Origin of the sequence: Streptomyces sp. 8N114, from assembly GCF_052245835.1 — a bacterium.
Lineage (GTDB): Bacteria > Actinomycetota > Actinomycetes > Streptomycetales > Streptomycetaceae > Streptomyces.
The window spans coordinates 287,839-309,666 of the sequence record NZ_JBQQBT010000008.1 but is presented as its reverse complement, the minus strand read 5'-3'; the positions used below and the strand labels follow the sequence as shown (position 1 = coordinate 309,666).

The following is a 21,828-nucleotide window of genomic DNA, read 5'->3' as shown; positions in this document are numbered from 1 at the left end:
CACAGTCGGAGGTATCGACCACCATGCGTACGACCAGGATCCGGCGCGCCACACTGGGCGCACTCGGCACGCTCGCGCTCGCCCTGCCGTTGACGGCCTGCGGCAGCGACGAGCCGGCCGACACCCCCGCCAAGCCCTCCGACTCGGCGTCCTCGGCGTCCGCCGTCGCGCCGGGGAAGGCGGCAGCGGCGTTCAAGAAGCTGGAGCGGAAGTACGACGCGCGGCTCGGTGTCCAGGCCGTCGACACCGGCAGCGGGCAGGAGGTCTCCTACCACGCGGACGAACGGTTCGCCTATGCCTCCACCCACAAGGCGTTCACGGCCGCCGCGATTCTCGAGAAGCACAAGACCGGCGGCCTCGACAAGGTCATCAAGTACAAGAAGGACGACCTGCTCCCCCACTCCCCCGTCACCGGCGAACACCTCGACGACGGGATGACGCTGCGCGCACTGTGCGCGGCCACTGTCCGTCACAGCGACAACGCCGCGGACAATCTGCTGCTCCGCGATCTGGGCGGGCCGAAGGCGCTCGATGCCTTCCTCGAAAAGCTCGGCGACGATGTCACCCAGGCGAGCCGCTACGAACAGGAGCTCAACGAGGCGACACCGGGCGACAAGCGGGACACCACCACTCCCCGTGCCTTCGCCGAGGACCTGCGCGCCGTCTCGCTCGGTGACGGCCTCGGCAAGCCGGAGCAGAAGCAGCTCAACGCCTGGATGAAGGACAGTCCGACCGGTAAGACGCTGATCAAGGCCGGGTTCCCGAAGGGCTGGAGCGTCGGCGACAAGAGCGGCGCCGGGCGCTACGCCAGCCGCGGCGACATCGCCGTCGTCCGCCCGCCCGGCAAGGCACCGCTCGTGGTGACGGTCCTGTCAAAGCGCAAGGAGCAGGACGCCGAGTACGACGACAAGCTGGTGTCCGAGGCCGCCTCCGTCGTCGCCGACGAGCTGGGGTAGGTGCCCGGGGTGTCTTGCGGGGCCCTTGCAAGACACCGGAAGCAACGGCGTGGGCCCGCCGAGGACGGCGGGCCCACGAACGCAACACGTGCACCTGCGGCTGCGCAGCAACCGAAGAACTCGTCGTGTCCGAGGCGTTGACGCCGGCCGACCGCCCTCCTACTTTCGAACGGCCGTACTTCGTACGTCATATATGAGACGCGATATGTGAGATCCGAGGGCCCATGACGACCGTCCCGACCCCCATCCCCTCTCGCACGCAGGTGGTGCTGGAGGCGATCAAACACCGCATCCTCACCGGCCAGTTGTCGCCGGGTCGGACACTGGTCGAGACCGAACTCGCCGCACAGTTCGGAGTCTCCAAGACGCCCGTACGTGAGGCGCTCAAGACGCTGGCCGGGACCGGGCTCGTGGTGATGAGCCAGTACAAGGGCGTCACGGTGCGCAGGGTGGACGCGCAGATGGCGCGCGAGGTCTACGACGTACGGCTGTTGCTGGAGCCGGAGGCGGTGCGCCGCACGGTACGGCGGAAAGCGGCACTCGACGCCGCCCGCGAAGCGCTCGGCCGCGCGGACGCTGCCACCGACGCCGCCGAACGCTCCCTCGCCAACCGGGAGTTCCACCGCGCGCTGTATCTGCCCTGCGGCAACCCGCTGCTCGGCCGGATGCTCGACGAGGTCCGCGACCAGGCGGCCCTGGTCTCCGCGGTCGCCTGGGCTGCCGACCCCTCCTGGCAGCGGGAGGCCGACGAGCACCGGCAGATTCTGCGGCTCGCCGCCGACGGTGACGCGGAGGGCGCGGCGCAGGCCGTTCACGCACATATCGCGTCGTTCGTGCGGCGCGCTTTCCCGGCGACCGATGATCCCGCACCGGCTGAAGCTGAAGGGGGCGGACATGACCAGGGATTATGAGGCGCAGCGGGCGGCGCTCGCCGATGTTGTCGCCATTCCCGTGACCCCGTTCACCGCGGACGGCTCCGTGGACGAGCCCGCCCACCGTGCCCTGCTGCGCCGGATGCTGGACAGCGGCGTACGGAGCCTGACCCCGAACGGCAACACCGGAGAGTTCTACGCGCTGACCCCGGCCGAACAGCGCGCCGTCACCGAGTTGACGGTCGAGGAGGCGGCGGACCGCGCCACGGTGCTGGCGGGGGTGGGGCACGATGTGCCGACTGCCATCGCCGCGGCGCAGCACGCCCGCGAGGTGGGTGCGGGGATGGTGATGGTGCATCAGTCGGCGCATCCGTATGTGTCCGAGAGCGGCTGGGTGGACTACCACAGGGCCATTGCCGAGGCGGTGCCCGAGTTAGGTGTGGTGCCGTATGTTCGCGATGCCCGACTGACCGGAGCGTGTCTCGCGGAGCTGGGCGAGAGCTGCCCCAATGTCATCGGCGTCAAATACGCGGTGCCGGACGCGGTGCGCTTCGCCGGCTTCGCGCGCGATGCGGGCCTGGACCGCTTCGTCTGGGTGGCCGGACTGGCCGAGCCCTACGCTCCCCCGTACTTCGCCATGGGCGCCACCGGTTTCACCTCGGGGCTGGTGAATGTGGCGCCGACCGTCTCACTGACGCTTCTCGATGCGCTGCGGTGCGGCGACTTCCCGGCCGCGATGAAGGGCTGGGAGCAGATTCGCCGCTTCGAGGAACTGCGCGCGGCCCACGGTGCGGCCAACAACGTCACCGTCGTCAAAGAGGCGCTGGCCTCACTCGGGCTGTGCCGCCGAGACGTACGACCACCCAGCAAGACGCTGCCCCAGGCGGAGCGTGCCGAAGTCGCGGCCATCGTTGCGGGGTGGGCTGTATGACAGCACGCAGCACCCCGCGCAGCCCCGAGGAGCTGCGCAGCCACCAGTGGTACGGCACCGACGGGCTGCGCTCGTTCAGCCATCGGGCCCGCACCAGGCAGCTCGGCTATCTGCCTCAGGAGCACCTGGGCAAGCCGGTCATCGCCGTCCTCAACACCTGGTCGGACATCAATCCCTGCCATGCACACCTGCGGGAGCGGGCGCAGGCCGTCAAGCGAGGGGTGTGGCAGGCGGGCGGCTTCCCGCTGGAGTTCCCGGTCGCCACGCTCTCGGAGACCTTCCAGAAGCCCACGCCGATGCTCTACCGCAATCTGCTGGCGATGGAGACCGAGGAACTGCTGCGGTCGTATCCGGTGGACGGCGCGGTGCTGATGGGCGGCTGTGACAAGTCCACGCCCGCGCTGCTGATGGGCGCTGCGAGCGTCGGGCTGCCGACGGTGTTCGTGCCCGCCGGGCCGATGCTGCCGGGGCACTGGCGGGGTGAGGTGCTGGGATCGGGCACCGACATGTGGAAGTACTGGGACGACAAGCGGGCCGGGCTGATCGGGGACTGCGAGCTGAGCGAGCTGGAGAGCGGGCTGGCCCGCTCCCCCGGGCACTGTATGACCATGGGCACGGCCGCGACGCTGACCGCGGCGGCCGAAGCCCTGGGCGTGACGCTGCCCGGCGCCTCGTCCGTCCCCGCCGTCGACTCCGGGCACGAGCGGATGGCTGCCGGCGCCGGGCTGCGCAGCGTTGAGCTCGTCCACCAAGGCCGCGGGCTGGCCCAGTTGCTGACCCGGGAGGCGTTCGAGGACGCCGTGACGACCGTGCTGGGGCTGGGCGGCTCCAGCAACGCCGTCATCCATCTGATCGCGATGGCCGGGCGGGCAGGCGTCCGGCTCACCCTCGACGACTTCGACCGCATCGCCCGCCGGGTGCCGGTGCTGGCCAACGTCCGTCCCGGCGGCGGCCCTTATCTGATGGAGGACTTCCACTTCGCCGGCGGGCTGCCCGGGTTCCTCTCCCGGATCACGGACCTGCTCCATCTGGACCGGCCCACGGTGGCCCACGACAGCATGCGTGAGCAGCTCGCCGGTGCCGGGGCGCACAACGACGAGGTGATCCGTACCCGGGACAACCCGGTCGCGGCCGAGGGCGGACTGGCCGTGCTGCGCGGCAATCTGTGCCCGGACGGCGCCGTCATCAAGCACATCGCCGCCGAGCCGCAGCTGCTCGAACACACCGGGCCCGCGGTCGTCTTCGACGACTACCGCACGATGCAGCGCACCATCAACGACCCAGCGCTCGGTATCACCCCCGACCATGTACTGGTGCTGCGCAATGCGGGCCCCAAGGGCGGTCCCGGCATGCCGGAGTACGGGATGCTGCCCCTCCCCGACCACCTGCTGAAGCAGGGCGTACGGGACATGGTGCGGATCTCCGACGCGCGGATGAGCGGCACTTCCTACGGCACCTGTGTGCTGCATGTGGCACCCGAGTCGTACATCGGCGGACCGCTGGCCCTGGTCCGCAGCGGGGATCCGATCACGCTGGACGTCGCAGCACGCACCCTCCGGCTGGAGGTGGGCGACGAGGAGCTGGCGCGCCGCAGGAGGGAGTGGACTCCGCCGCCGGAACGCTACGAGCGCGGCTACGGAGCCCTCTACAGCGAGCAGATCACCCAGGCCGACACCGGCTGCGACTTCGCCTTTCTCGCCAGGCCCGGGACGGTGCCCGACCCCTACGTCGGCTGACGGCGTCCCGGTACGTACGCCCCGCACCACCTCGGAGCCGCATATTCGATATCTCGAACAGCGTCCGAGGAGCTTTCCGCTCGCTCAACCATCCGAGAACGGAGCACAGGCATGGCCCAAGGCGCAGCCGTGGCGAAACCACCGCCCGGGCAGACGCGGGCGCCCCGACGGCGCGGTACGGGGGCGACACCGCGTCGGCTCCCGTATCTGCTGATCGCACCGGCCGCACTGCTGATGCTGGGCTTCATCGCCTATCCGGTGCTCAGCGTCTTCTACTACAGCTTGCAGAACTACAACCCCACCAAGCCCTGGCGTAACGGCTTTGCGGGCTTCGACAACTTCGTCACCGCCTTCACCGACGATCCGGAGTTCTGGTCCACCCTCGGCTTCAGCTTCCAATGGGTGGCCGTCGAGGTGGTACTGCAACTGCTCTTCGGCCTCGCCCTGGCGCTGCTGGTCAACCAGACCTTCATCGGTCGCGCCATGGCCCGCGCGCTGGTCTTCTCCCCCTGGGCGGTCTCCGGGGTGCTCACCTCGGTGATCTGGGTCCTGCTCTACAACTCCCAGACCGGGATCGCGCGTTACCTCGCCGACCTCGGCCTCGGCTCGTACGGCACCTCCTGGCTCTCCGACACCGGGACCGTCTTCCCCGCCGTCGTCGTCGCCGAACTGTGGCGCGGCGTGCCGTTCTTCGCGATCCTCATCCTCGCCGACCTCCAGTCCGTGCCGAAGGACCTGTACGAGGCCGCCGAGGTGGACGGCGCGAGCCGGCTGCGGCAGTTCCTGCACATCACGCTGCCGCATCTGAAGGACGCCATCATCCTGTCCACGCTGCTGCGCGCTGTCTGGGAGTTCAACAACGTCGACCTGCTCTACACCCTCACCGGTGGCGGTCCGGCGGGCGAGACCACCACCTTGCCGCTGCGCATCGCCTCCATCGCCGTCGACTCGCACGACTTCGGCTACGCCTCGGCGCTGACCACCGTCGCGTTCGTGCTGCTCCTGTTCTGTTCGGTCGTCTATCTGCGGCTCAGCAAGTTCGGAGGCGAGGACAAGTGAACCGGCGCCGTACCTGGGACGAGGCACCCCGCTGGCAGATCTATCTGCCGCTCAGCCTCTATCTGCTCTTCACCGTCGTCCCGTTCTACTGGATGCTGCTGTTCGCCTTCCGGCCCTCGGGCTCCACCTCGCTCGTCCCGTGGCCGGTCACCTTCGAGCACTTCGAGAAGGTGTGGACCGAACGCAGCTTCGCGGTCTACTTCCAGAACAGCGTGCTGGTCGGGGTCAGTTCGCTGCTGATGACCACCGTGGTCGTGCTGGCGGGCGGGTACGCGCTCGCCCGGTTCCGGTTCCGCTTCCAACATGCTTTTCTGCTGGCGCTGCTGTGCTCGCAGTTCGTACCCGGCGCGCTGATGCTGGTGCCGCTCTTCCAGATCTTCGCCGAGCTACGGATGATCAACTCGCTGGGCAGCGTCATCATCGCGGAGACGGTCTTCCAGCTGCCGCTGTCGATGATCCTGATCAGCGGGTTCATCAGGAACGTCCCCTACTCTCTGGAGGAGTCGGCCTGGGTCGACGGCTGCGGGCGCTTCCGGGGGTTCTGCGCCGTCGTGCTGCCGCTGTTGCGTCCCGGTCTGATCGCCGTCGGCTCGTTCGCCTTCGTACACAGCTGGAACCACTTCCTGTTCGCGCTGATGTTCCTCAGCAACCAGGAGAAGCAGACCATCCCGGTCGGCCTGAACACGCTGATGAGCGCCGACAGCGTGGATCTGGGGGCGCTCGCCGCCGGCGGGGTCGTCGCCGCAGTGCCGGTCGTGATCGTCTTCGCCTTCATCCAGAAGTGGCTGATCACCGGATTCAGCGCCGGGGCGGTGAAGGGATGAGCGGGTCCATCACCGCGCCGGACACGGGCCGCACCCCGTACCGCGTCGTCCTCGCGGGTGCGCGCGGCCACGGCCGTCGGCATCTGGGCAACATCCGGCGCCTCCAGGAGCAGGGGATCGTCCGGCTCGTGGGAATCTGCGAGTTGCAGCCGCTCGCCGGGCAGGAGCTCGACGGCCTCGGCCGGCCGGAGCAGTCCACGGACTTCGCGGCCCTGCTGGACTCCGTCCGGCCCGACCTCGCCGTCGTCTGCACCCCCATCCCCACCCACGCCCGCCTGGCGCTGACCGCCGCCGAACGCGGAGTGCACCTGCTGCTGGAGAAGCCGCCCGCACCGTCCTGGGCCCAGTTCCGGCGGATCGCCGCCGGTGTGGCCGCGGCCGGGGTGGCCTGCCAGATCGGGTTCCAGTCGCTCGGCTCCCATGCCGTCCCCGCCGTACGCGAACTCCTCGCCGACGGTGCGATCGGCAAGCCCTCCGGCATCGGCGCCGCCGGGGCCTGGTCGCGGGACGAGTCCTACTATCGCCGCGCCCCCTGGGCGGGCCGCCGCCGGCTGAACGGCACGGACGTGCTCGACGGTGCTCTCACCAACCCTCTCGCGCACGCCGTCGCCACCGCGCTCGCGATCGACGGCTCCACCCGGGGCGAGGACGTGGCGTCGGTGGAGACGGAACTCTTCCACGCCAACGCCATCGAGGCCGACGACACCTCCTGCGTACGGATCAGCACGACGCGCGGCAGCATCGTCACCGTGGCCGCGACGCTGTGCGCGGAGCAGCCCGGCGAGCCGTACGTCGTCGTACACGGCAGCAGCGGACGGATCACCTACTGGTACAAGCAGGACCGCATCCGGCTGCACCGCGCAGGACACGAGCCCGCCGAGCTCTCGTACGGCCGGACGGACCTGCTGGAGAACCTTCTCGCGCATCTGTCGGGGCAGGCCCCGCTGCTGGTTCCGCCCGCGGCGACGGGCGCCTTCATGCGGGTGGCCGAGGCTGTCCGGCAGGCGCCGGACCCGGTCGCGCTGCCGGCCGACGCCTGGCGGAGCCTGCCCGGTGAGTCCGCACCGCGCCGGGCCGTACCAGGCGTCGACGGGCTGGTCGCGGCCTCGGCCGACACCCTCTCCCTCTACTCCGAGCTGGGCGTCTCATGGGCGCTCCACTCCTCGGTGCACGCATGAGCGGCGGCCCGCTGCCCTGGGCGGCCGACCTCGGTGACGGCACCTACCGCAATCCAGTGCTCTGCTCGGACTGGTCCGATCCCGATGTGGTCGCGGTCGGTGACGACTTCTATCTCACCGCCTCCAGCTTCGGCCGCGCTCCCGGGCTGCCTCTGCTGCACTCCCGCGACCTCGTCAACTGGACGCTGCTGGGCCACGCCCTGGAGCGGCTGGAACCCGAGGCGGAGTTCACCGTGCCGCGCCACGACCGCGGCGTGTGGGCGCCGTCGATCCGCCATCACGACGGCCGGTTCTGGATCTTCTGGGGCGACCCCGACCACGGCATTTTCCAGGTCAACGCCTCCCGCGCGACCGGGCCCTGGACGCGACCGCAGCTGATCAAGGCGGGCAAGGGTCTCATCGACGCCTGTCCGCTGTGGGACGAGGCGAGCGGGGGCGCCTACCTGGTGCACGGCTGGGCCAAGTCCCGTTCCGGGGTCAAGAACCGGCTCACCGGGCACCGGATGCGTCCGGACGGCAGTGGGCTGCTCGACGAGGGCACGGTGATCGTCGACGGGGACCGCATTCCCGGCTGGTTCACCCTGGAAGGCCCCAAGCTGTACCGGCACGAGGGCTGGTACATCATCCTCGCCCCGGCCGGTGGTGTGGCGACCGGCTGGCAGGGCGCCCTGCGCGCACGGGACTTCTTCGGCCCGTACGAGGAACGCGTCGTCCTCTCCCAGGGGCGTACCCGCGTCAACGGCCCCCACCAGGGCGGCTGGGTGCGCACCCGCACCGGCGAGGACTGGTTCCTGCACTTCCAGCAGCGCGGCGCCTACGGCCGGGTCGTCCACCTCCAGCCGATGCGCTGGCAGGACGACGGCTGGCCGGAGCTGGGCGAGGGCGGCGAGCCCGTTCTCGTGCACCGCAAGCCGCAGCTGCCCGAGCAGCCGCTGTCGGCCCCCGCGACCGACGACCCTTTTCCGCGGGGCCGGTTCGGGCCCCAGTGGCAGTGGACCGCCAATCCGCGCGCCGGCTGGACGGCGCCGGTCGGCGGCGACGGGTTGCGGCTCAGCTGCGTACGCGGCGACGACGTACGGGATCTGCGGCGGCTGCCCCATGTGCTGACGCAGCGCTTTCCCGCGGCGGTCTTCTCCGCCGAGGTGGAGCTGGCGCTGCACACCGCGGAGCCGGGCGCGCGGGCCGGGCTGGCGGTGCTGGGTGACGCGTACTCCTGGATCGGGCTGGAGCGCGGTGCCGACGGCACGGTCCTGCTGGTGCACCGGTTCGCCGAGCAGACGGCGGACACGGAGCGGGATGCCGCGCACCCGCGGCCCGCACCGCAGGGCACGGCACGGCTGCGGGTCGAGGTCTTCGAGGGGGCCCGCTACCGCTTCCTGGCCGATACGGGTGACGGATTCCGCCCCTCGGGGCTGGTCTTCGCGGCGACCCCGTGGCGCTGGGTCGGCGCCCTGCTGGGCCTGTTCGCCGCCGCGCCGTCCGGTGCGGGGGACGCAGGTGCGGCCCTGTTCACGCAATTCCGGACCACCGAACCTACGGACCTTCAGCAGAGGAGAGCCGCCAATGGCCAGAATCCGTAACAGCATTTGTGGCCGCAGCATCCGTGGCCGCAGAGGTCGCCGCACCACGGGCGCCGCGTTCGCCCTGAGCACCGTTCTCGCGCTGACCGCCACCGCCTGCGGTGACGACGGCAGCGGGACCGCGGATGACCAGGGCAAGGAGGGCTCGGGCAAGGGCGAGATCACCTTCTGGGACAACAACGGTGGTGTGCGCACCGACGTCTGGAAGAAGATCATCAAGGATTTCGAGCGGGAGAACCCCGACATCGAGGTGAAGTACGTCGGGATTCCCGCCGAGAGCGTCCAGTCGAAGTACGACACCGCCATCCAGGGCGGCGGCCTGCCGGACGTCGGCGGGGTGGGCATGGCGATGCTCTCCGGGATCTCCGCGCAGGGGGCGCTGGAACCGCTCGACAAGCGCATCAAGGGCAGCGCGCTCCAGGGCAAGCTGAACGCCGGCATGGTCGAGAGCGTCCGCGCCTCGGGCGACGGCAAGCGGATGTACACGGTGCCGACCTCGGCCAACAACGGCACGCTCTGGTACCGGACCGACATGTTCAAGGCCGCCGGCCTGGACGCGCCCACCAATTGGCCGAAGTTCTACAAGGCGGCGAAGGAGCTGACCGACAAGTCCAAGAACACCTTCGGCTACACGATCCGCGGCGGCGAGGGCTCCATCGCACAGGCGCTGGACGCGATGTACGGCCAGTCCGGCATCACCTCGTTCTGGAAGGGCGACAAGACGACCGTCAACGACCCGAAGAACGTCAAGGCGCTGGAGAAGTACGTCGGCCTGTACAAGAAGTCCACTCCGTCCGCCGACGTCAACAACGACTTCAAGAAGATGGTGGCCCAGTGGGACAGCGGCAGGATCGGCATGCTGAGCCACAATCTGGGCTCCTACCAGGACCATGTGAAGGCGCTCGGCAAGGGCAAGTTCCGCGGCATACCGAACCCGACGCTCGCCGACGGCACCCGGGTGCAGGTGTCCAACCCGGTGGACGGCCTCGGCCTGTTCAAGAGCAGTAAGAACAAGGCGGCGGCCTGGAAGTTCATCGAGTTCGCCGTCTCGCACAAGGCCAACAGCCAGTGGAACGAGTCGGCTGGAGCCATCCCGTCGAACAAGGAAGCCGCCAAGGACGAGTGGGTCCGGCGGACCGAGCCCACCAAGCTGGCGGCGCAGACGCTCGACGACGACTCCGTCAAGATCGTGCAGCTGCCCTACCACCTGCCCGACTGGAACACCATCAGCAAGGCCGACAACGAGCCCGACCTGCAGAAGGTGCTGCTGGGCAAGTTGCCGGCCAAGCAGTTCCTGGACAGCCTCGCGGACCAGCTGAACAAGGCACAGGCCGAGTGGAAGAAGCAGCAGGGGTGACGCCGGTGCGCACCCTCCACGTCGCCGGTGACTCCACCGCAGCGCAGAAGTACGCCGACGCGGCGCCCGAGACCGGCTGGGGCATGGCGCTCCCCTTCTTCCTGCACAGTGCGTCGGCAGTGTCCAACCACGCGGTGGACGGGCGCAGTTCCAAGAGCTTCCTGGACGAGGGGCGGCTGGCCGTCGTCCTGAAGGAGATCGGCCCCGGGGACGTTCTCCTCGTCCAGTTCGGCCACAACGACGAGAAGAGGGAGGACCCCAGCCGCTGGACGGAGCCGTGGACGACGTACCAGGCGAGCCTGCGGCAGTACGTGACCGGCGCCCGGGCCCGCGGGGCACGTCCGGTGCTGGCCACGCCCGCGGAGCGCAGGAACTTCGACAGCGCGGGCGAGGCCCGGCCCACCCACGGCACGTATCCGGCGGCGATGCGGGCCCTGGCCGAGGAGGAGGGCGTCGCGCTGCTCGACATCCAGGCGCTCTCGCTCGCCCTGTGGCAGCGGCTCGGCGCCGAGGAGACGAAGAAGTACTTCAACTGGACCGCGGCCGGACACGACAACACCCACTTCGCCCCGCCGGGCGCGATCGAGGTCGCCCGCCTGGTGGCCCGGCAGCTCGTGGCCCACGGGGTGCTGTCACCGAAGGAGGTGCGCCGCCTGGACGACGAGATCCCCACGTCCTGGATCACCTGGCCCGTGGCATAGCCACCGCCTCCGCACCCGCGGACGCCGGCATCCTCGACTGCTGGCCGCAGCCATCCGGTGCCCCGCCGGGCTCAGCAGAGCCGGGCGGGGCGGCCGGTCCTGCCACGCTCCCTCGTCGATGTCCGGTGGGACGACATCGTGCAGGGCGATGGTGTCCAGAACGAGACCGACCAGCACGGTCCTTGTCCGGGACGTGCCGGTACAGCGCCATCCGGGAGGCGCCGAGGTCAGCGGCGAGCCGCCGGATCGTCAGCGCCTGCATCCCTTCCCAGCGCGCGATCTCCTGGCCCGCCGCCACGATCTGCGCGCGGCTCAGACTGCCCCAGGCACGGCGGCGCGGGGCGTCACCGTCGGTTTCGGCACCGAGGAGACGCGCCCCGTAAGGGGCGCGGGGAACTGCGCGATCAGCGACGACAAAGCCGCAGCCTGCGGACGCCAGGCAGGGGCACCCCCTACCCAGAGCAGGGAGAGTTCCATCAGCGCGGCGGTGGGGCGGTGGAGCCACGGACGACCACATGCGTACCGAGCCGCACACGCTGCTCCTCCGCTCCACCGCCGTCCGTGCTGTCGCGGCGTTCCAACACCATCCGTACCGCGCTGCGGCCCAGTTCCTCGTAGGGGACGTGCACCGTGGTCAGTCCGGGGGAGAGTTCGCGGGAGACGGGGATGTCGTCGAAGCCCACCACCGAGACGTCCTCGGGAACCCGCAGGCCCGCCTCCCGCAGCGCCTCCAGGGCGCCGAGCGCGACCATGTCGGTCGCCGCGAAGACGGCGGTGAAGCCGGGCTCGGCACGGCGTCCCGCGAGCACGCCGCGCATGCCGTGCAGTCCGCCCTCACGGGTGAAGGGAGTGTCGACGACCAGTGCGGGGTCGGGCGTCAGACCGTAGGACTCCAGGGCGCGGTGGTATCCGGCGCGGCGCTCCTGGACGGTGGTGTTGGCGCTCAGCCCGCCCAGGAACAGCACGCGCCGGTGCCCGGCCGAGAGCAGGTGCGCTGTGGCGCCGAAGGCACCGCCTTCGTTGTCGTACTCGACGAGCGTGACGGGCAGTTCACCGCCCGGCGGCACCTCGGGCGCCGGGCGTCCGCAGAGCACGAGTCGCGAGCCCGCGGCGTCCAGCTGGTGCGCGAACGCGGTGATGCGCTCGCGGTACTCGGCGGTGCGCTCGGCGCCGCCCGCGAGGATGACCGCGGCGGCCCGCTGTTCGCGCATGAGCGTGACGACGTCCTCCTCGCGGCGCTTGTCGCCGTGGGTCGTGCACACCAGACAGAGCCGGCCGCGCCGCGCGGTCTCCTGCTCGACACCGGCGGCGATATGCGCGAAGGACGGGCCGGTGATGTCCTCCAGTACGAACGCGACGGACTCGGGGCCGCCGCCGGCCAGCGCCCGCGCATGGGCGTTGGCGACGTAGTCGAGGGAGCGGACAGCCCGCAGTACGCGGGTCCGGGTGCGGTAGGTGACGGGGTAGTTGCCGGCCAGGACGCGCGAGACGGTGGCCACGGAGACGTTGGCACGCGCGGCGACATCGCGGATGGTCGCCCGGCGCCCGTCCCGTTTGCCCGCGCGGGTGGCGGCGCCGGCACCGTTGTCGACGCTCACCCGGCTGCACCCTGGTTCGGCATACGGAGTCCTCCTGCCCTTCCTGGTAACGGTAACCGGTTACTGCGCGGGCGGCGTTCGGCAAGACGGTCGTTGTTCGAAACCCTGGTCATGCGAAGGCGCCCTGGGGTGGCGCGGTGCTGCGCCGTTCCACGAGCCGGGTGGGCAGCTCGGTCCTGGTGTCCGGCGGCACCCGCCCCTCGCGTATCCGCAGCAGCTGCCGCAGCGCGGTGGCCGCCATCTCCCCCAGCGGCTGCCGTACGGTGGTCAGCGCGGGTGTCACCCACTCCGCCTCCGGCAGGTCGTCGAAGCCGACGACGCTCACATCCCGCGGTACCCGCAACCCCAGCTCGGCCAGCGCCTGGTAGACGCCCAGCGCCATCGGGTCCGAGCAGGCGAAGACCGCCGTGGGCGGCTCGTCCAGCGCGAACAGTTCCCGGGTGCGCTCGCGCGCAAGGTCGGTGTCGAAGTTGGCGTAACGGATGTATTCGGGGCGCGGGCGCAGTCCGGCCGCCGCCAGCGCGGCGCGATAGCCCGCAACCCGTGCCCCGCTGCACTGTTTTCGGCGGTAGCCACCGATCACGGCGATCCTGACGTGGCCGAGCGCCAGCAGATGCGCGACCGCGCTGTGCGCACCCGGTTCGTTCGCCGCGCGGACAGTGAGGACACCGGGCGGCGGATCGGCCACCGGGTCGATCATGGCGTACGGGATCCGGTGCTGCTCCAGCCAGGCGTGGTGGGTGGGGGTCAGCTCGGCGAGGTTGAACAGCACGCCCGAAGTGCCGCGCAAGGCCAGCCTGTCGAGCCAGCCGCGCTCGGGTCTGCCGCCCCGGGTGCGGGTCAGTCCCGCCGAGACCATCACCTCCAGTCCCGCCTGGTGCGCCGCCTCCTCCACGCCCCGCAGCACGGCCCCCGACCAGGTGTTGTCCAAGGAGTGCACCACCAGGTCGACGACCGGCGGCGGCTGCCGGGGAGTGAGGCGCGGGCGGCGTACGTAACCCAGCGCCTCCAGTGCTTCGGTGACCCGGCGGCGGGTTTCAGGGGCGACGTCCTGGCGGCCGTTGACCACCTTTGAGGCCGTCGGGATCGAGACGGCCGCCGCACGGGCCACCACGGCGAGAGTGGGCCCCGCCGAACCGGGTTCGGTACGCGTCATTCTCGCTCTCCTCTCCTCCCTTTCCGCTACCGGGAATCGGTGACGCACAACGCACTGCGCGTGCGAGCGGAAAGCGGACAGCTGGGCGAACGACTTCACATTACGGCGGCGGCGCATTCTCTTGAAGTCCTCGAAACCTGCGAGAAATTCTCCTTGACCGGTATATCGAACCGGTCGAAATTTCGGTCGACATTAAGGGGCAACGCGGCCGAATTGCCCAGCAGCCGGCCCGGAGAAATCCGCACCCGCGTCGCGGACCGAACGGGCCCGGTGCACATCGTGCGGGCCCGGTGCTCACCGTCGGGGCTAAGCCTCCAGCACGTGGGTGAGGGTCCCGAAGCCGAGTTCGTCGAAGCCGCCGCTGGTCGAGCCGTAGTCGCCACCGCCGCCCTCGGGGCTCTGCTTGCGGGCGATCGCCGACATGTACGGCGTCTCGAGGCCCTTGCGGTAGTGGTAGTGGTGGTAGACCCGCTCCCAGACGGGTCGGACCTGGCCGCGTCCGCCCTCGGAGATGACGGTCTGCTCGCGGTAGTCGCAGTTCTGGCCGTGGCCCCAGGTGTACTTGGTGAAGGGCACGCTCCCACCGTTGTTGTACTTGGCGACGTATTCGCACGCCTTCATGAAGCGGTTGTCGTCGGCGCCGTACAGATCGGTGCCCTGCTTGAGCGCCATTTCGCAGACGGTGCCCATCAGGCCGATGCCCATGACGGTGTGGCCCTGGTCCCGGCCGCTCTCCTGCCACTGGGCGAGTCCTCCGTCGTGCAGGAAGGGCACCGCGTGGGCGAGGGAGCCGTTGCCCTCGCCCTTGTGGAAGTAGTCGACCGCCTGGTCGAACTTGGCCTGGTCGTCGTTGAGGATCCCGATGGCCATGATGGCGGCCATGTTGCACAGATCCCAGTTCGCCCAGTAGTTGGTGACGCAGGCCCCGTTGTGGTTCTTGAGGAAGTCGTCGCTCACCGGGTAGAAGACGCCGGCCATCATGTCCTGGAAGCGGGCCAGGTCGAAGCCTTCGTAGCCGCGCATGATCTCGGCGGCGTTGGCGAACTGGTAGCCGTAGATACCGGAGGCGAGGAAGCGGTCGGCGTTGCCTGTGACCGTCTTCAGCGTTCCCGACCAGGCGTTGAGGATGTCCCGCGCGGTGTCGGCGTGTGCGGTGTCGCCGCTGACCTTCCAGCGCAGCGCGTTCTGGTAGGCGGCGTGGATGTCGTGGTAGAGCTGGTGATAGTTCTGGCCTGCGCCGCCGCGGACGACGGTCTCCGCCGGTCTGGGCGTCCACCCGGCCGCGGAGTGCGAGTTGGCGGTCAGCCGCTTCCAGCCGCTGTTCCAGGGGTCGGCGCCCGCCTTGACCTTTTCGGCCATGCGCGCGAAGTCGTCGGCGCTGTGCAGCATTCCGGGATGGGTGAGAGCGGCGGCCTCGGCCTTGGTACGGGCCTTGTTCTGCTCCGGGCCGCTGTCCGCGGCAGTGGCGTAGGCGATGCCGGGGAGGGCAAGTGCGCCCGCGCCGAGTGCGGTGCCCTTGAGGAGACGGCGTCGGCTGAGGTCGTTGCGGTGTGCGTTGTCTTTACGGCTCATGGGGGGTGCCCTCTTTCCGCGAGGGGTGGGGGGTTGAGGGCCGACGGTAACCGTGTTCCCGCCGGTGTACGAGCGGGGCTGCCGCCATCCGAAACTTTCGCGCGCCGCCCGCCGCCCGTCCGCTCGCGTGCACGCCCGGCCCGCCTGCCCGCGTGTCGGCCGTCGCCGCCCCGCCGCCGCGCACCGGAGTTCCGAAATTTTCGTGTCTCGCCGCAGAGGTTCCGCGCCGGTTGCGGCCCTGTGAACCTGACGGCGCCTTCCTCGGTAACCGTTTTCTACTCCCTCCCGGAAGGGACCGCCGACGGCAGCACCCTCGCCTCCCCTCCGCCCTCTCACCCTCCGTAGGAGCCACTCATGACGCACCGCGGCATCGGAAGAAAGCGCCTCCTGGCCGCAGCCACCGCCTGCGCCCTCTCCCTCACGCTCGCCGCCTGCGGCTCCGACTCCGGCGGTTCCTCCGGCCCGGTCACGCTGGAGATGTGGAGCGGTGCCGAGGGCGCCGAGCAGGCCGCGAAGGCGTTCAACGCAGCGCACGACGACATCACCGTCAAGTTCGTCAAGGTGCCCCAGGACAAGATGTCCAACCAGCTCAACAACGCCCATAAGGCAGGCGACAAGTCCAAGGCCCCGTGCCTGGTCCAGACGGACAACCGCGAGGGCAGCATGCTGATGGCGCAGGGCGTGCTGAAGGACATCGCGGGGGATCTCAAGTCCAGCAAGGGCAAGTTCTCGGACGGCGCCATCGAAGCGCTGAGCATCGGCGGCAAGACCTACGGCGTCCCGGACGCACGCCAGCCGATGTTCACCCTCTTCAACAAGGAGGTCTTCGACAAGGCGGGCCTGAACTACCCCAGGACCTGGGAAGAGCTGATCGAGGCGGGCAAGAAGCTCCGCAAGGACGGCGTGAAGGTCTTCAACCTCGCGGGTGAGGACCCCTCGACGTGGATGAACATGGCCTGGCAGGCCGGGGCCCGCTGGTACCAGGTCGAGGGCGACGCCTGGAAGATCGACTTCACGGACGAGAACTCCGAGTGGGCCGCGGGCATCATGCAGAAGATGCTCGACGAGAAGCTGGTCTCCAAGATCAGCTACGCCGACTACGCCGCCATGATCCGCGAGTACGACGCGGGCAAGATCGCCTCCCGGCAGCTGTCCACCTGGCAGCTCTCGTCCTTCGAGCAGCAGATCAAGAAGACCCTCGGCAACTGGGAACCGGCGCCCAACTTCACCACGCCGGGCGAGAGCACGCCCGTCTCACCGGGCGACACCTACGGGCTGATGGTCCCCGAGCTGTGTGAACACTCCGAGGAGGCGGTGCGGGCCGCCGTCTGGCTCGCCACCAGCGACAAGCCCGTGGAGACCATGGGCAGCCCGAAGACCGCGGGCTGGTATCCGGCGGTCCAGGACCCCGAGCCGCACCTGGACCAGGTCGTGCCCAGGAAGCTGATGGGCACGCACGCCAAGAAGGCGGTGCCGATCATCAACAAGTCGGCGAAGTTCGCCGACGGCTGGCAGTACGGACCCAACTCCAAGGCCATGTACGAGGAGCTGGCCGACCAGTGGGGCAAGGCCATGGCCGGTGACATCAAGGTCGCCGACATCCTCCCGCACATGCAGAAGTGGGTCGTGAAGGACCTCGAGCAGCGCAAGGTGAACGTGGTCGAATGAGGCGCCACGCGTTCCGGGGCGCCGGTTTCGCCGTCCCGTTCTACCTCGGATTCCTGTTCACGTTCGTCGCGCCGCTGGGCTACGCGCTCTACCAGAGCCTCTTCAGCATCGAGAGCGGCGGCCTGGGCATCGGCACCCAGCAAGAGGTCTTCGTCGGCCTGGAAAACTTCACCCGGGGCCTCCAGGACGGCGCCTTCTGGGCCGGAGTCGTCCGGGTGCTGGTCTTCGCCTGCGTACAGATCCCGATCATGCTGGGACTGGCGCTGGTCATGGCGCTGCTGCTGGACGGCATCACCCGCAGGACCGCGCACCGCTACCGCTTCGCGTTCCTGGTGCCGTACATGATCCCCGGCATCGTCGCGGCACTGATGTGGCTGTACATCTACAGCCCGCGGCTGGGCCCGCTCACCGACGCGCTCGAGGCCGTCGGCATCCACGCCGACTTCTACGCGTCCGGGCTGATCTGGATCTCCATGGGCAATCTGCTCACCTGGATCCATATGGGCTTCAACATGCTCATCATCTACGGCGCGCTCCAGGCCGTCCCGCGTGAACTCTTCGACGCCGCACGGGTGGACGGAGCCTCCGAGCTGCGGATCGCGCTGTCGGTGAAGGTGCCGTTCGTGCGCGGCGCCCTGGTGCTGACGGGGATGCTCTCCATCATCGCCACGCTCCAGCTCTTCAACGAGCCGCTGCTGTTCCGCACCACGGCGCCGGAGACCGTCACCAAGAGCTACACCCCGATCCTGGCCGTCTACAACCAGGCGTTCGACAGCAACAACTACCACTACGCCGCCGCGCTCTCGGTGATCCTCGCCCTGGTCGCCGGCGGAGCCTCGTTCCTCTTCTACAAGCTCACGAACAGGGCGCAGTCATGACCATCACAGCGAGTGGAAGCTCGCCGGAGACCGCCGGGCGCGCCGGTCCCGGCAACGGCAGCGGCGCCGGGCATGCGGGCGGCGCGGGGCGTATCGGCCGGCGGGTACGGGCCAGGCCCCACCGTGCGGGCCGACGGCACGACGAGGACCTGCCGGTCGGCGTCTCCCGGTCCAGGCGCTCCCGGCTCCTGGTCCTCGTCGGTCTGGTGCTGTTCGCGCTCTACTCGGTGGCGCCCGTGTGGTGGCTGATCGTCTCCGCCACCAAGGACCAGCAGGGCCTGCTCTACTCCAACGGGCTGTGGTTCGACGAGTTCCACTTCTTTGACAACGTCAGAACCGTCCTCGACTACAACGACGGCATCTTTCTGCGCTGGGCGCTCAACTCTGTGCTCTACGCCGGAGCCGGTGCCCTGCTGTGCATGCTGGTGTCGGTCGCCGCCGGATACGCGCTCTCCCGGTTCTCCTTCCCCGGGCGAAAGCTGGGGCTCGGCGTCGTGGTCGGCTCGTTCCTGCTGCCGCAGGCGCTGCTGACCATGCCGCTCTATCTGCTGTTCTCCAAGATCGGGCTGGCGGACACGGCGTGGGGCGTGCTGATCCCCTTCACCATCAACCCGTTCATGGTCTACCTCTCCAAGGTCTACGTCGACGGCGCTGTCCCCGCCGAGCTGCTGGAGGCGGCGCGGGTGGACGGTGCGGGCGAGGTCCGGATCTTCTTCCAGATCGTGCTGCGGTTGATGACGACCGGCTCGGCGACGGTCTTCCTGCTCTCCTTCGTCGGCAACTGGAACAACTTCTTCCTGCCACTGACCATGCTGCGCGGCGAGGACAAGTGGCCGCTGAGCATCGGCCTGTACTTCTGGAACGCGCAGCGCACCGACTCCGAGATCGATCTGACCACGCTGGTGCTGACCGGCGCCTTCCTCTCGATCATCCCGCTCGCCGTGATCATGCTCGCCATGCAGCGGTACTGGAAGTCGGGCGTCACGCTCGGCAGCCTCAAGTGACCTGCAGGAGAACCGTCTTGAACACCCTGCCGACGGCCTCGCCGCCCCCCGTGATCCGGAACCCCGTGCTGCCCGGCTTCCATCCCGACCCCAGCCTCGTGTACGTGGACGGCTGGTACTACCTGGCGACCTCCACCTTCGAGTGGTACCCGGGCGTTCCCGTCCACCGCTCGGCCGACCTGGTGCACTGGGAGCTGCTCGGTCACATCCTCGACCACCCCGGCCTGCTCGACCTGCGCGGCGTACCCGACTCCGGCGGGGTGTGGGCGCCCTCGCTGTCCTGGCACGACGGGCTGTTCTGGCTCGCGTACAGCGTGGTGCGGACCACGGACGGGCCCTACAAGGACATCGACAACTTCCTGATCACCGCACCCGACGTGCTGGGCCCCTGGTCGGAGCCGGTCTATCTGAACTCCTCCGGCATCGACCCGTCCCTCTTCCACGACGAGGACGGGCGTACCTGGCTGCTGAACACCCGCTGGGACCACCGCCCCGACCGGCCATCGTTCGACGGGATCCTGCTCCAGGAGTACGACACCGAAAAGCAGTCCCTCATCGGGGAGTCCGTCAACATCCTCCGCCACAAGGACGAGCTGATCGAGGGTCCCAACCTCTACCGGCTCGACGGCTGGTACGTCCTGCTGCTCGCCGAGGGCGGCACCGGCTGGAACCACGGCATCCGCGCCGCCCGGTCCCGCAACCTGACGGGCCCGTACTCCCTCGACCCGGCGGGAGCGCTGCTCACCACCCGCGACGCGCCCGAGGAGCCGTTCCAGAAGGCGGGTCACGGCGAACTGGTGCGTACGCCTGAGGGTGAGTGGTTCCTGGCACATCTGGCTTCCCGTCCGCTGCACACCCCGCAAGGGCCACGCTGCGTACTGGGCCGGGAGACCTGCATTCAGCGGGTGACCTGGACCGAGGAGGGGTGGCCCCGCCTCGCGCACGGCACGGTTGCGCCGCTCGCGGAGATCCCCGCGCCGGTGGGTGTGGGCGCCCCGCGCGAGGGGGTGTCGCCTTCCCGCACGCCGGTGCGGGACGACTTCGACTCGGCCGCACTCGGGCCGGAGTGGAGTACGTTGCGGACTCCGGCAGGTCCGGAGTGGTTGTCGCTTTCCGAGCGGCCCGGCTGGCTGCGGCTGCGCGGGCGGCGGAGCACGTTCTCGTTGTTCGAGCAGAGCCTGGTGGCGCGGCCGTTGCGCTCAGTGTTCTGCGAAGCTGCCACGGTGCTGGACTTCCGCCCCTCACGCTTCTCGCAGCTGGCCGGGTTGATCTGCTGGTACGACACCGGTACGCACTATTACTTGCGGGTCACCAGAAGTGAGGGTGGTCTCGTGGTCGGCGTCGTACTCGCTGATGAGGGGGACTACCGCGAGCTGCGGGACAGTGAGCTCTCCGTGGACGACTGGCCGTTGGTGTATTTGCGGGCCGTCTTCGACGGGGCGGTGTTGCAGTTTTCCGCTTCCGCGGATGGGTGTGACTGGCGGGAGGTGGGGCCGTCGCTGGATTCCACCACATTGTCCGACGACTACGGATCGCGGCTTCGCTTCACCGGCGCCCATGTAGGGCTCTGCGCTCAGGACCTGGACGGTGGTCGTTTTCCTGCGGACTTCGGCTGGTTTCGCCTGCTCGACTATTGACCGTTTCGCGGAGTGCGATGTGTCGGCTGCGGGTGCTTTGTGGCTGGTCGCTCAGTTCCCCGCGCCCCTTCGGGGCGCGTCCGTCATTTTTGGAAAGGCCCTCTGTGCTTGAACAATCTCGCCCTGTTGTGGTGTTCGCTATGAGTCCGGAGCATCTGCCCCGGCTCTTTCCTCCTGATCTGCACGCGCGGTTGGCCGCTTGTGCGGAGGCCGACTTGGCGGCTGTCGCCGACAGTTTCGAGGCGCCCGGGATGCGGGCGGCGTTGTCCGCTGCCACCGTGCTCGTCACCGGCTGGGGCTGCCCACCGGTGGACGCCGCGGTGCTGGCGGCCGCGCCTCGACTGCGGGCTGTGCTGCATACGGGCGGGTCGGTGAAGGGACTGGTCACGCCCGCCTGCTGGGAGCGGGGGCTGGCTGTCTCCACGGCTGCCGACGCCAATGCGGTGCCGGTTGCCGAGTACACGCTCGCGATGATTCTGCTGACCGGCAAGGACGCCTTGGGGCTGCGCGAGCGCTACCGTGCGGAGCGGCACTTCACCCTGGGCCTCATCCACTCCGGCATCGGCAACCGGGGTCGGCGCGTCGGCGTCATCGGCGCCTCCCGCATCGGCCGTCGGGTGCTCGCGCTGCTGCGCGGGTTCGACGTGGAGACGCTGCTGTTCGATCCGTACACGGACGACGCCACGGCCGCGCAGCTCGGCGCCCGCCGTACAGGGCTGGAGGAGCTGCTGCGTACGTGCGACACCGTCAGCGTGCACGCGCCGGAGACCCCTCAGACGCGCGGTCTGCTGGACGCGGAGCGGCTCGCGCTGATGCCGGACGGCGCGGTGCTCATCAACACCGCGCGTGGCAGCCTGGTTGACACTGCGGCGCTGACCCGGGAACTGGTGGCGGGCAGGCTGACCGGCGTACTGGATGTGACGGAGCCGGAGCCGCTGCCGCCCGACTCGCCGCTGTACGAGCTCCCGAATGCCGTCCTCACCCCGCACATCGCCGGCTCGCACGGCAACGAGCTGCGCCGGCTGGGCTTGGGCGTGGTGGAGGAACTGGAGCGGCTGGCTGCCGGGCTGCCGCTTGTGCACCGGGTGCACGCGCCCGATCTGGACCGGGTGGCGTGAGCG

18 protein-coding genes are annotated in these 21,828 nt (G+C 69.6%); 15 read left to right on the top strand and 3 right to left on the bottom strand.

Going from position 1 to position 21,828, the window contains the following annotated elements; genetic code table 11:
* The first annotated feature begins 23 nt into the window (after positions 1-23).
* The 10 genes from bla to ACTWQF_RS19930 all read left to right on the top strand — a co-directional run bounded on the left by bla (position 24) and on the right by ACTWQF_RS19930 (position 11,194).
* Positions 24-956 carry a class A beta-lactamase gene (gene bla / locus ACTWQF_RS19975; RefSeq protein WP_443280928.1) on the top strand — a complete coding sequence of 311 codons (933 nt, stop codon included), beginning with the start codon at positions 24-26 and terminating at the stop codon, positions 954-956.
* A gap of 224 nt (positions 957-1,180) precedes the next feature.
* The gene (locus ACTWQF_RS19970; RefSeq protein WP_443280927.1) at positions 1,181-1,867 is read left to right on the top strand and encodes a GntR family transcriptional regulator; all 687 of its coding nucleotides are present in this window, start codon (positions 1,181-1,183) and stop codon (positions 1,865-1,867) included.
* Positions 1,851-2,759, top strand: a complete 909-nt coding sequence (locus tag ACTWQF_RS19965; RefSeq protein WP_443280926.1) for a dihydrodipicolinate synthase family protein — start codon at positions 1,851-1,853, stop codon at positions 2,757-2,759. Before ACTWQF_RS19970 ends, ACTWQF_RS19965 begins: the two co-directional genes overlap by 17 nt.
* On the top strand, positions 2,756-4,495 hold the full coding sequence (gene araD / locus ACTWQF_RS19960; RefSeq protein WP_443280925.1) for an L-arabinonate dehydratase: 1,740 nt from the start codon (positions 2,756-2,758) through the stop codon (positions 4,493-4,495). The genes ACTWQF_RS19965 and araD overlap by 4 nt, the downstream gene beginning before the upstream one ends.
* Positions 4,496-4,606: 111 nt before the next feature.
* Positions 4,607-5,554, top strand: coding sequence for a carbohydrate ABC transporter permease (locus ACTWQF_RS19955; protein WP_443280924.1), 948 nt, complete (start codon positions 4,607-4,609; stop codon positions 5,552-5,554).
* Positions 5,503-6,378 (top strand): carbohydrate ABC transporter permease, encoded by an 876-nt coding sequence (locus tag ACTWQF_RS19950; RefSeq protein ID WP_443280978.1) that lies wholly within the window; start codon positions 5,503-5,505, stop codon positions 6,376-6,378. The genes ACTWQF_RS19955 and ACTWQF_RS19950 overlap by 52 nt, the downstream gene beginning before the upstream one ends.
* On the top strand, positions 6,375-7,556 hold the full coding sequence (locus ACTWQF_RS19945) for a Gfo/Idh/MocA family protein (RefSeq protein WP_443280923.1): 1,182 nt from the start codon (positions 6,375-6,377) through the stop codon (positions 7,554-7,556). Before ACTWQF_RS19950 ends, ACTWQF_RS19945 begins: the two co-directional genes overlap by 4 nt.
* On the top strand, positions 7,553-9,136 hold the full coding sequence (locus ACTWQF_RS19940; RefSeq protein WP_443280922.1) for a family 43 glycosylhydrolase: 1,584 nt from the start codon (positions 7,553-7,555) through the stop codon (positions 9,134-9,136). Before ACTWQF_RS19945 ends, ACTWQF_RS19940 begins: the two co-directional genes overlap by 4 nt.
* Entirely contained in the window at positions 9,120-10,493 is a 1,374-nt protein-coding gene (locus ACTWQF_RS19935; RefSeq protein ID WP_443280921.1) for an ABC transporter substrate-binding protein, read from the top strand. Before ACTWQF_RS19940 ends, ACTWQF_RS19935 begins: the two co-directional genes overlap by 17 nt.
* Positions 10,494-10,498: 5 nt before the next feature.
* Complete coding sequence (locus tag ACTWQF_RS19930) at positions 10,499-11,194, top strand: rhamnogalacturonan acetylesterase (RefSeq protein ID WP_443280920.1); 696 nt, start codon at positions 10,499-10,501, stop codon at positions 11,192-11,194.
* Positions 11,195-11,670: 476 nt separating this feature from the next.
* Here ACTWQF_RS19930 and ACTWQF_RS19925 read toward each other — a convergent pair whose 3' ends face one another.
* The 3 genes from ACTWQF_RS19925 to ACTWQF_RS19915 all read right to left on the bottom strand — a co-directional run bounded on the left by ACTWQF_RS19925 (position 11,671) and on the right by ACTWQF_RS19915 (position 15,520).
* A complete protein-coding gene (locus tag ACTWQF_RS19925; protein WP_443280919.1) occupies positions 11,671-12,792 on the bottom strand; it encodes a LacI family DNA-binding transcriptional regulator in 1,122 nt (373 codons plus the stop codon).
* A gap of 109 nt (positions 12,793-12,901) precedes the next feature.
* Positions 12,902-13,948: a LacI family DNA-binding transcriptional regulator gene (locus tag ACTWQF_RS19920; protein ID WP_443280918.1), complete on the bottom strand. Its 1,047-nt coding sequence runs from the start codon at positions 13,946-13,948 to the stop codon at positions 12,902-12,904.
* A gap of 306 nt (positions 13,949-14,254) precedes the next feature.
* Positions 14,255-15,520, bottom strand: a complete 1,266-nt coding sequence (locus ACTWQF_RS19915) for an alginate lyase family protein (RefSeq protein WP_443280917.1) — start codon at positions 15,518-15,520, stop codon at positions 14,255-14,257.
* Positions 15,521-15,874: 354 nt separating this feature from the next.
* Between ACTWQF_RS19915 and ACTWQF_RS19910 the strand changes: the two genes are divergently transcribed.
* From ACTWQF_RS19910 to ACTWQF_RS19890, 5 genes are all read left to right on the top strand, one after another.
* A complete protein-coding gene (locus tag ACTWQF_RS19910; RefSeq protein ID WP_443280916.1) occupies positions 15,875-17,188 on the top strand; it encodes an ABC transporter substrate-binding protein in 1,314 nt (437 codons plus the stop codon).
* Positions 17,185-18,066 (top strand): carbohydrate ABC transporter permease, encoded by an 882-nt coding sequence (locus ACTWQF_RS19905; protein WP_443280915.1) that lies wholly within the window; start codon positions 17,185-17,187, stop codon positions 18,064-18,066. Before ACTWQF_RS19910 ends, ACTWQF_RS19905 begins: the two co-directional genes overlap by 4 nt.
* A complete protein-coding gene (locus ACTWQF_RS19900; RefSeq protein WP_443280914.1) occupies positions 18,063-19,070 on the top strand; it encodes a carbohydrate ABC transporter permease in 1,008 nt (335 codons plus the stop codon). The genes ACTWQF_RS19905 and ACTWQF_RS19900 overlap by 4 nt, the downstream gene beginning before the upstream one ends.
* 17 nt (positions 19,071-19,087) lie before the next feature.
* Positions 19,088-20,707: a glycoside hydrolase family 43 protein gene (locus ACTWQF_RS19895; protein WP_443280913.1), complete on the top strand. Its 1,620-nt coding sequence runs from the start codon at positions 19,088-19,090 to the stop codon at positions 20,705-20,707.
* A 140-nt stretch (positions 20,708-20,847) separates the two neighbouring features.
* Positions 20,848-21,825 (top strand): hydroxyacid dehydrogenase, encoded by a 978-nt coding sequence (locus ACTWQF_RS19890; RefSeq protein ID WP_443280912.1) that lies wholly within the window; start codon positions 20,848-20,850, stop codon positions 21,823-21,825.
* Positions 21,826-21,828 lie beyond the last annotated feature (3 nt).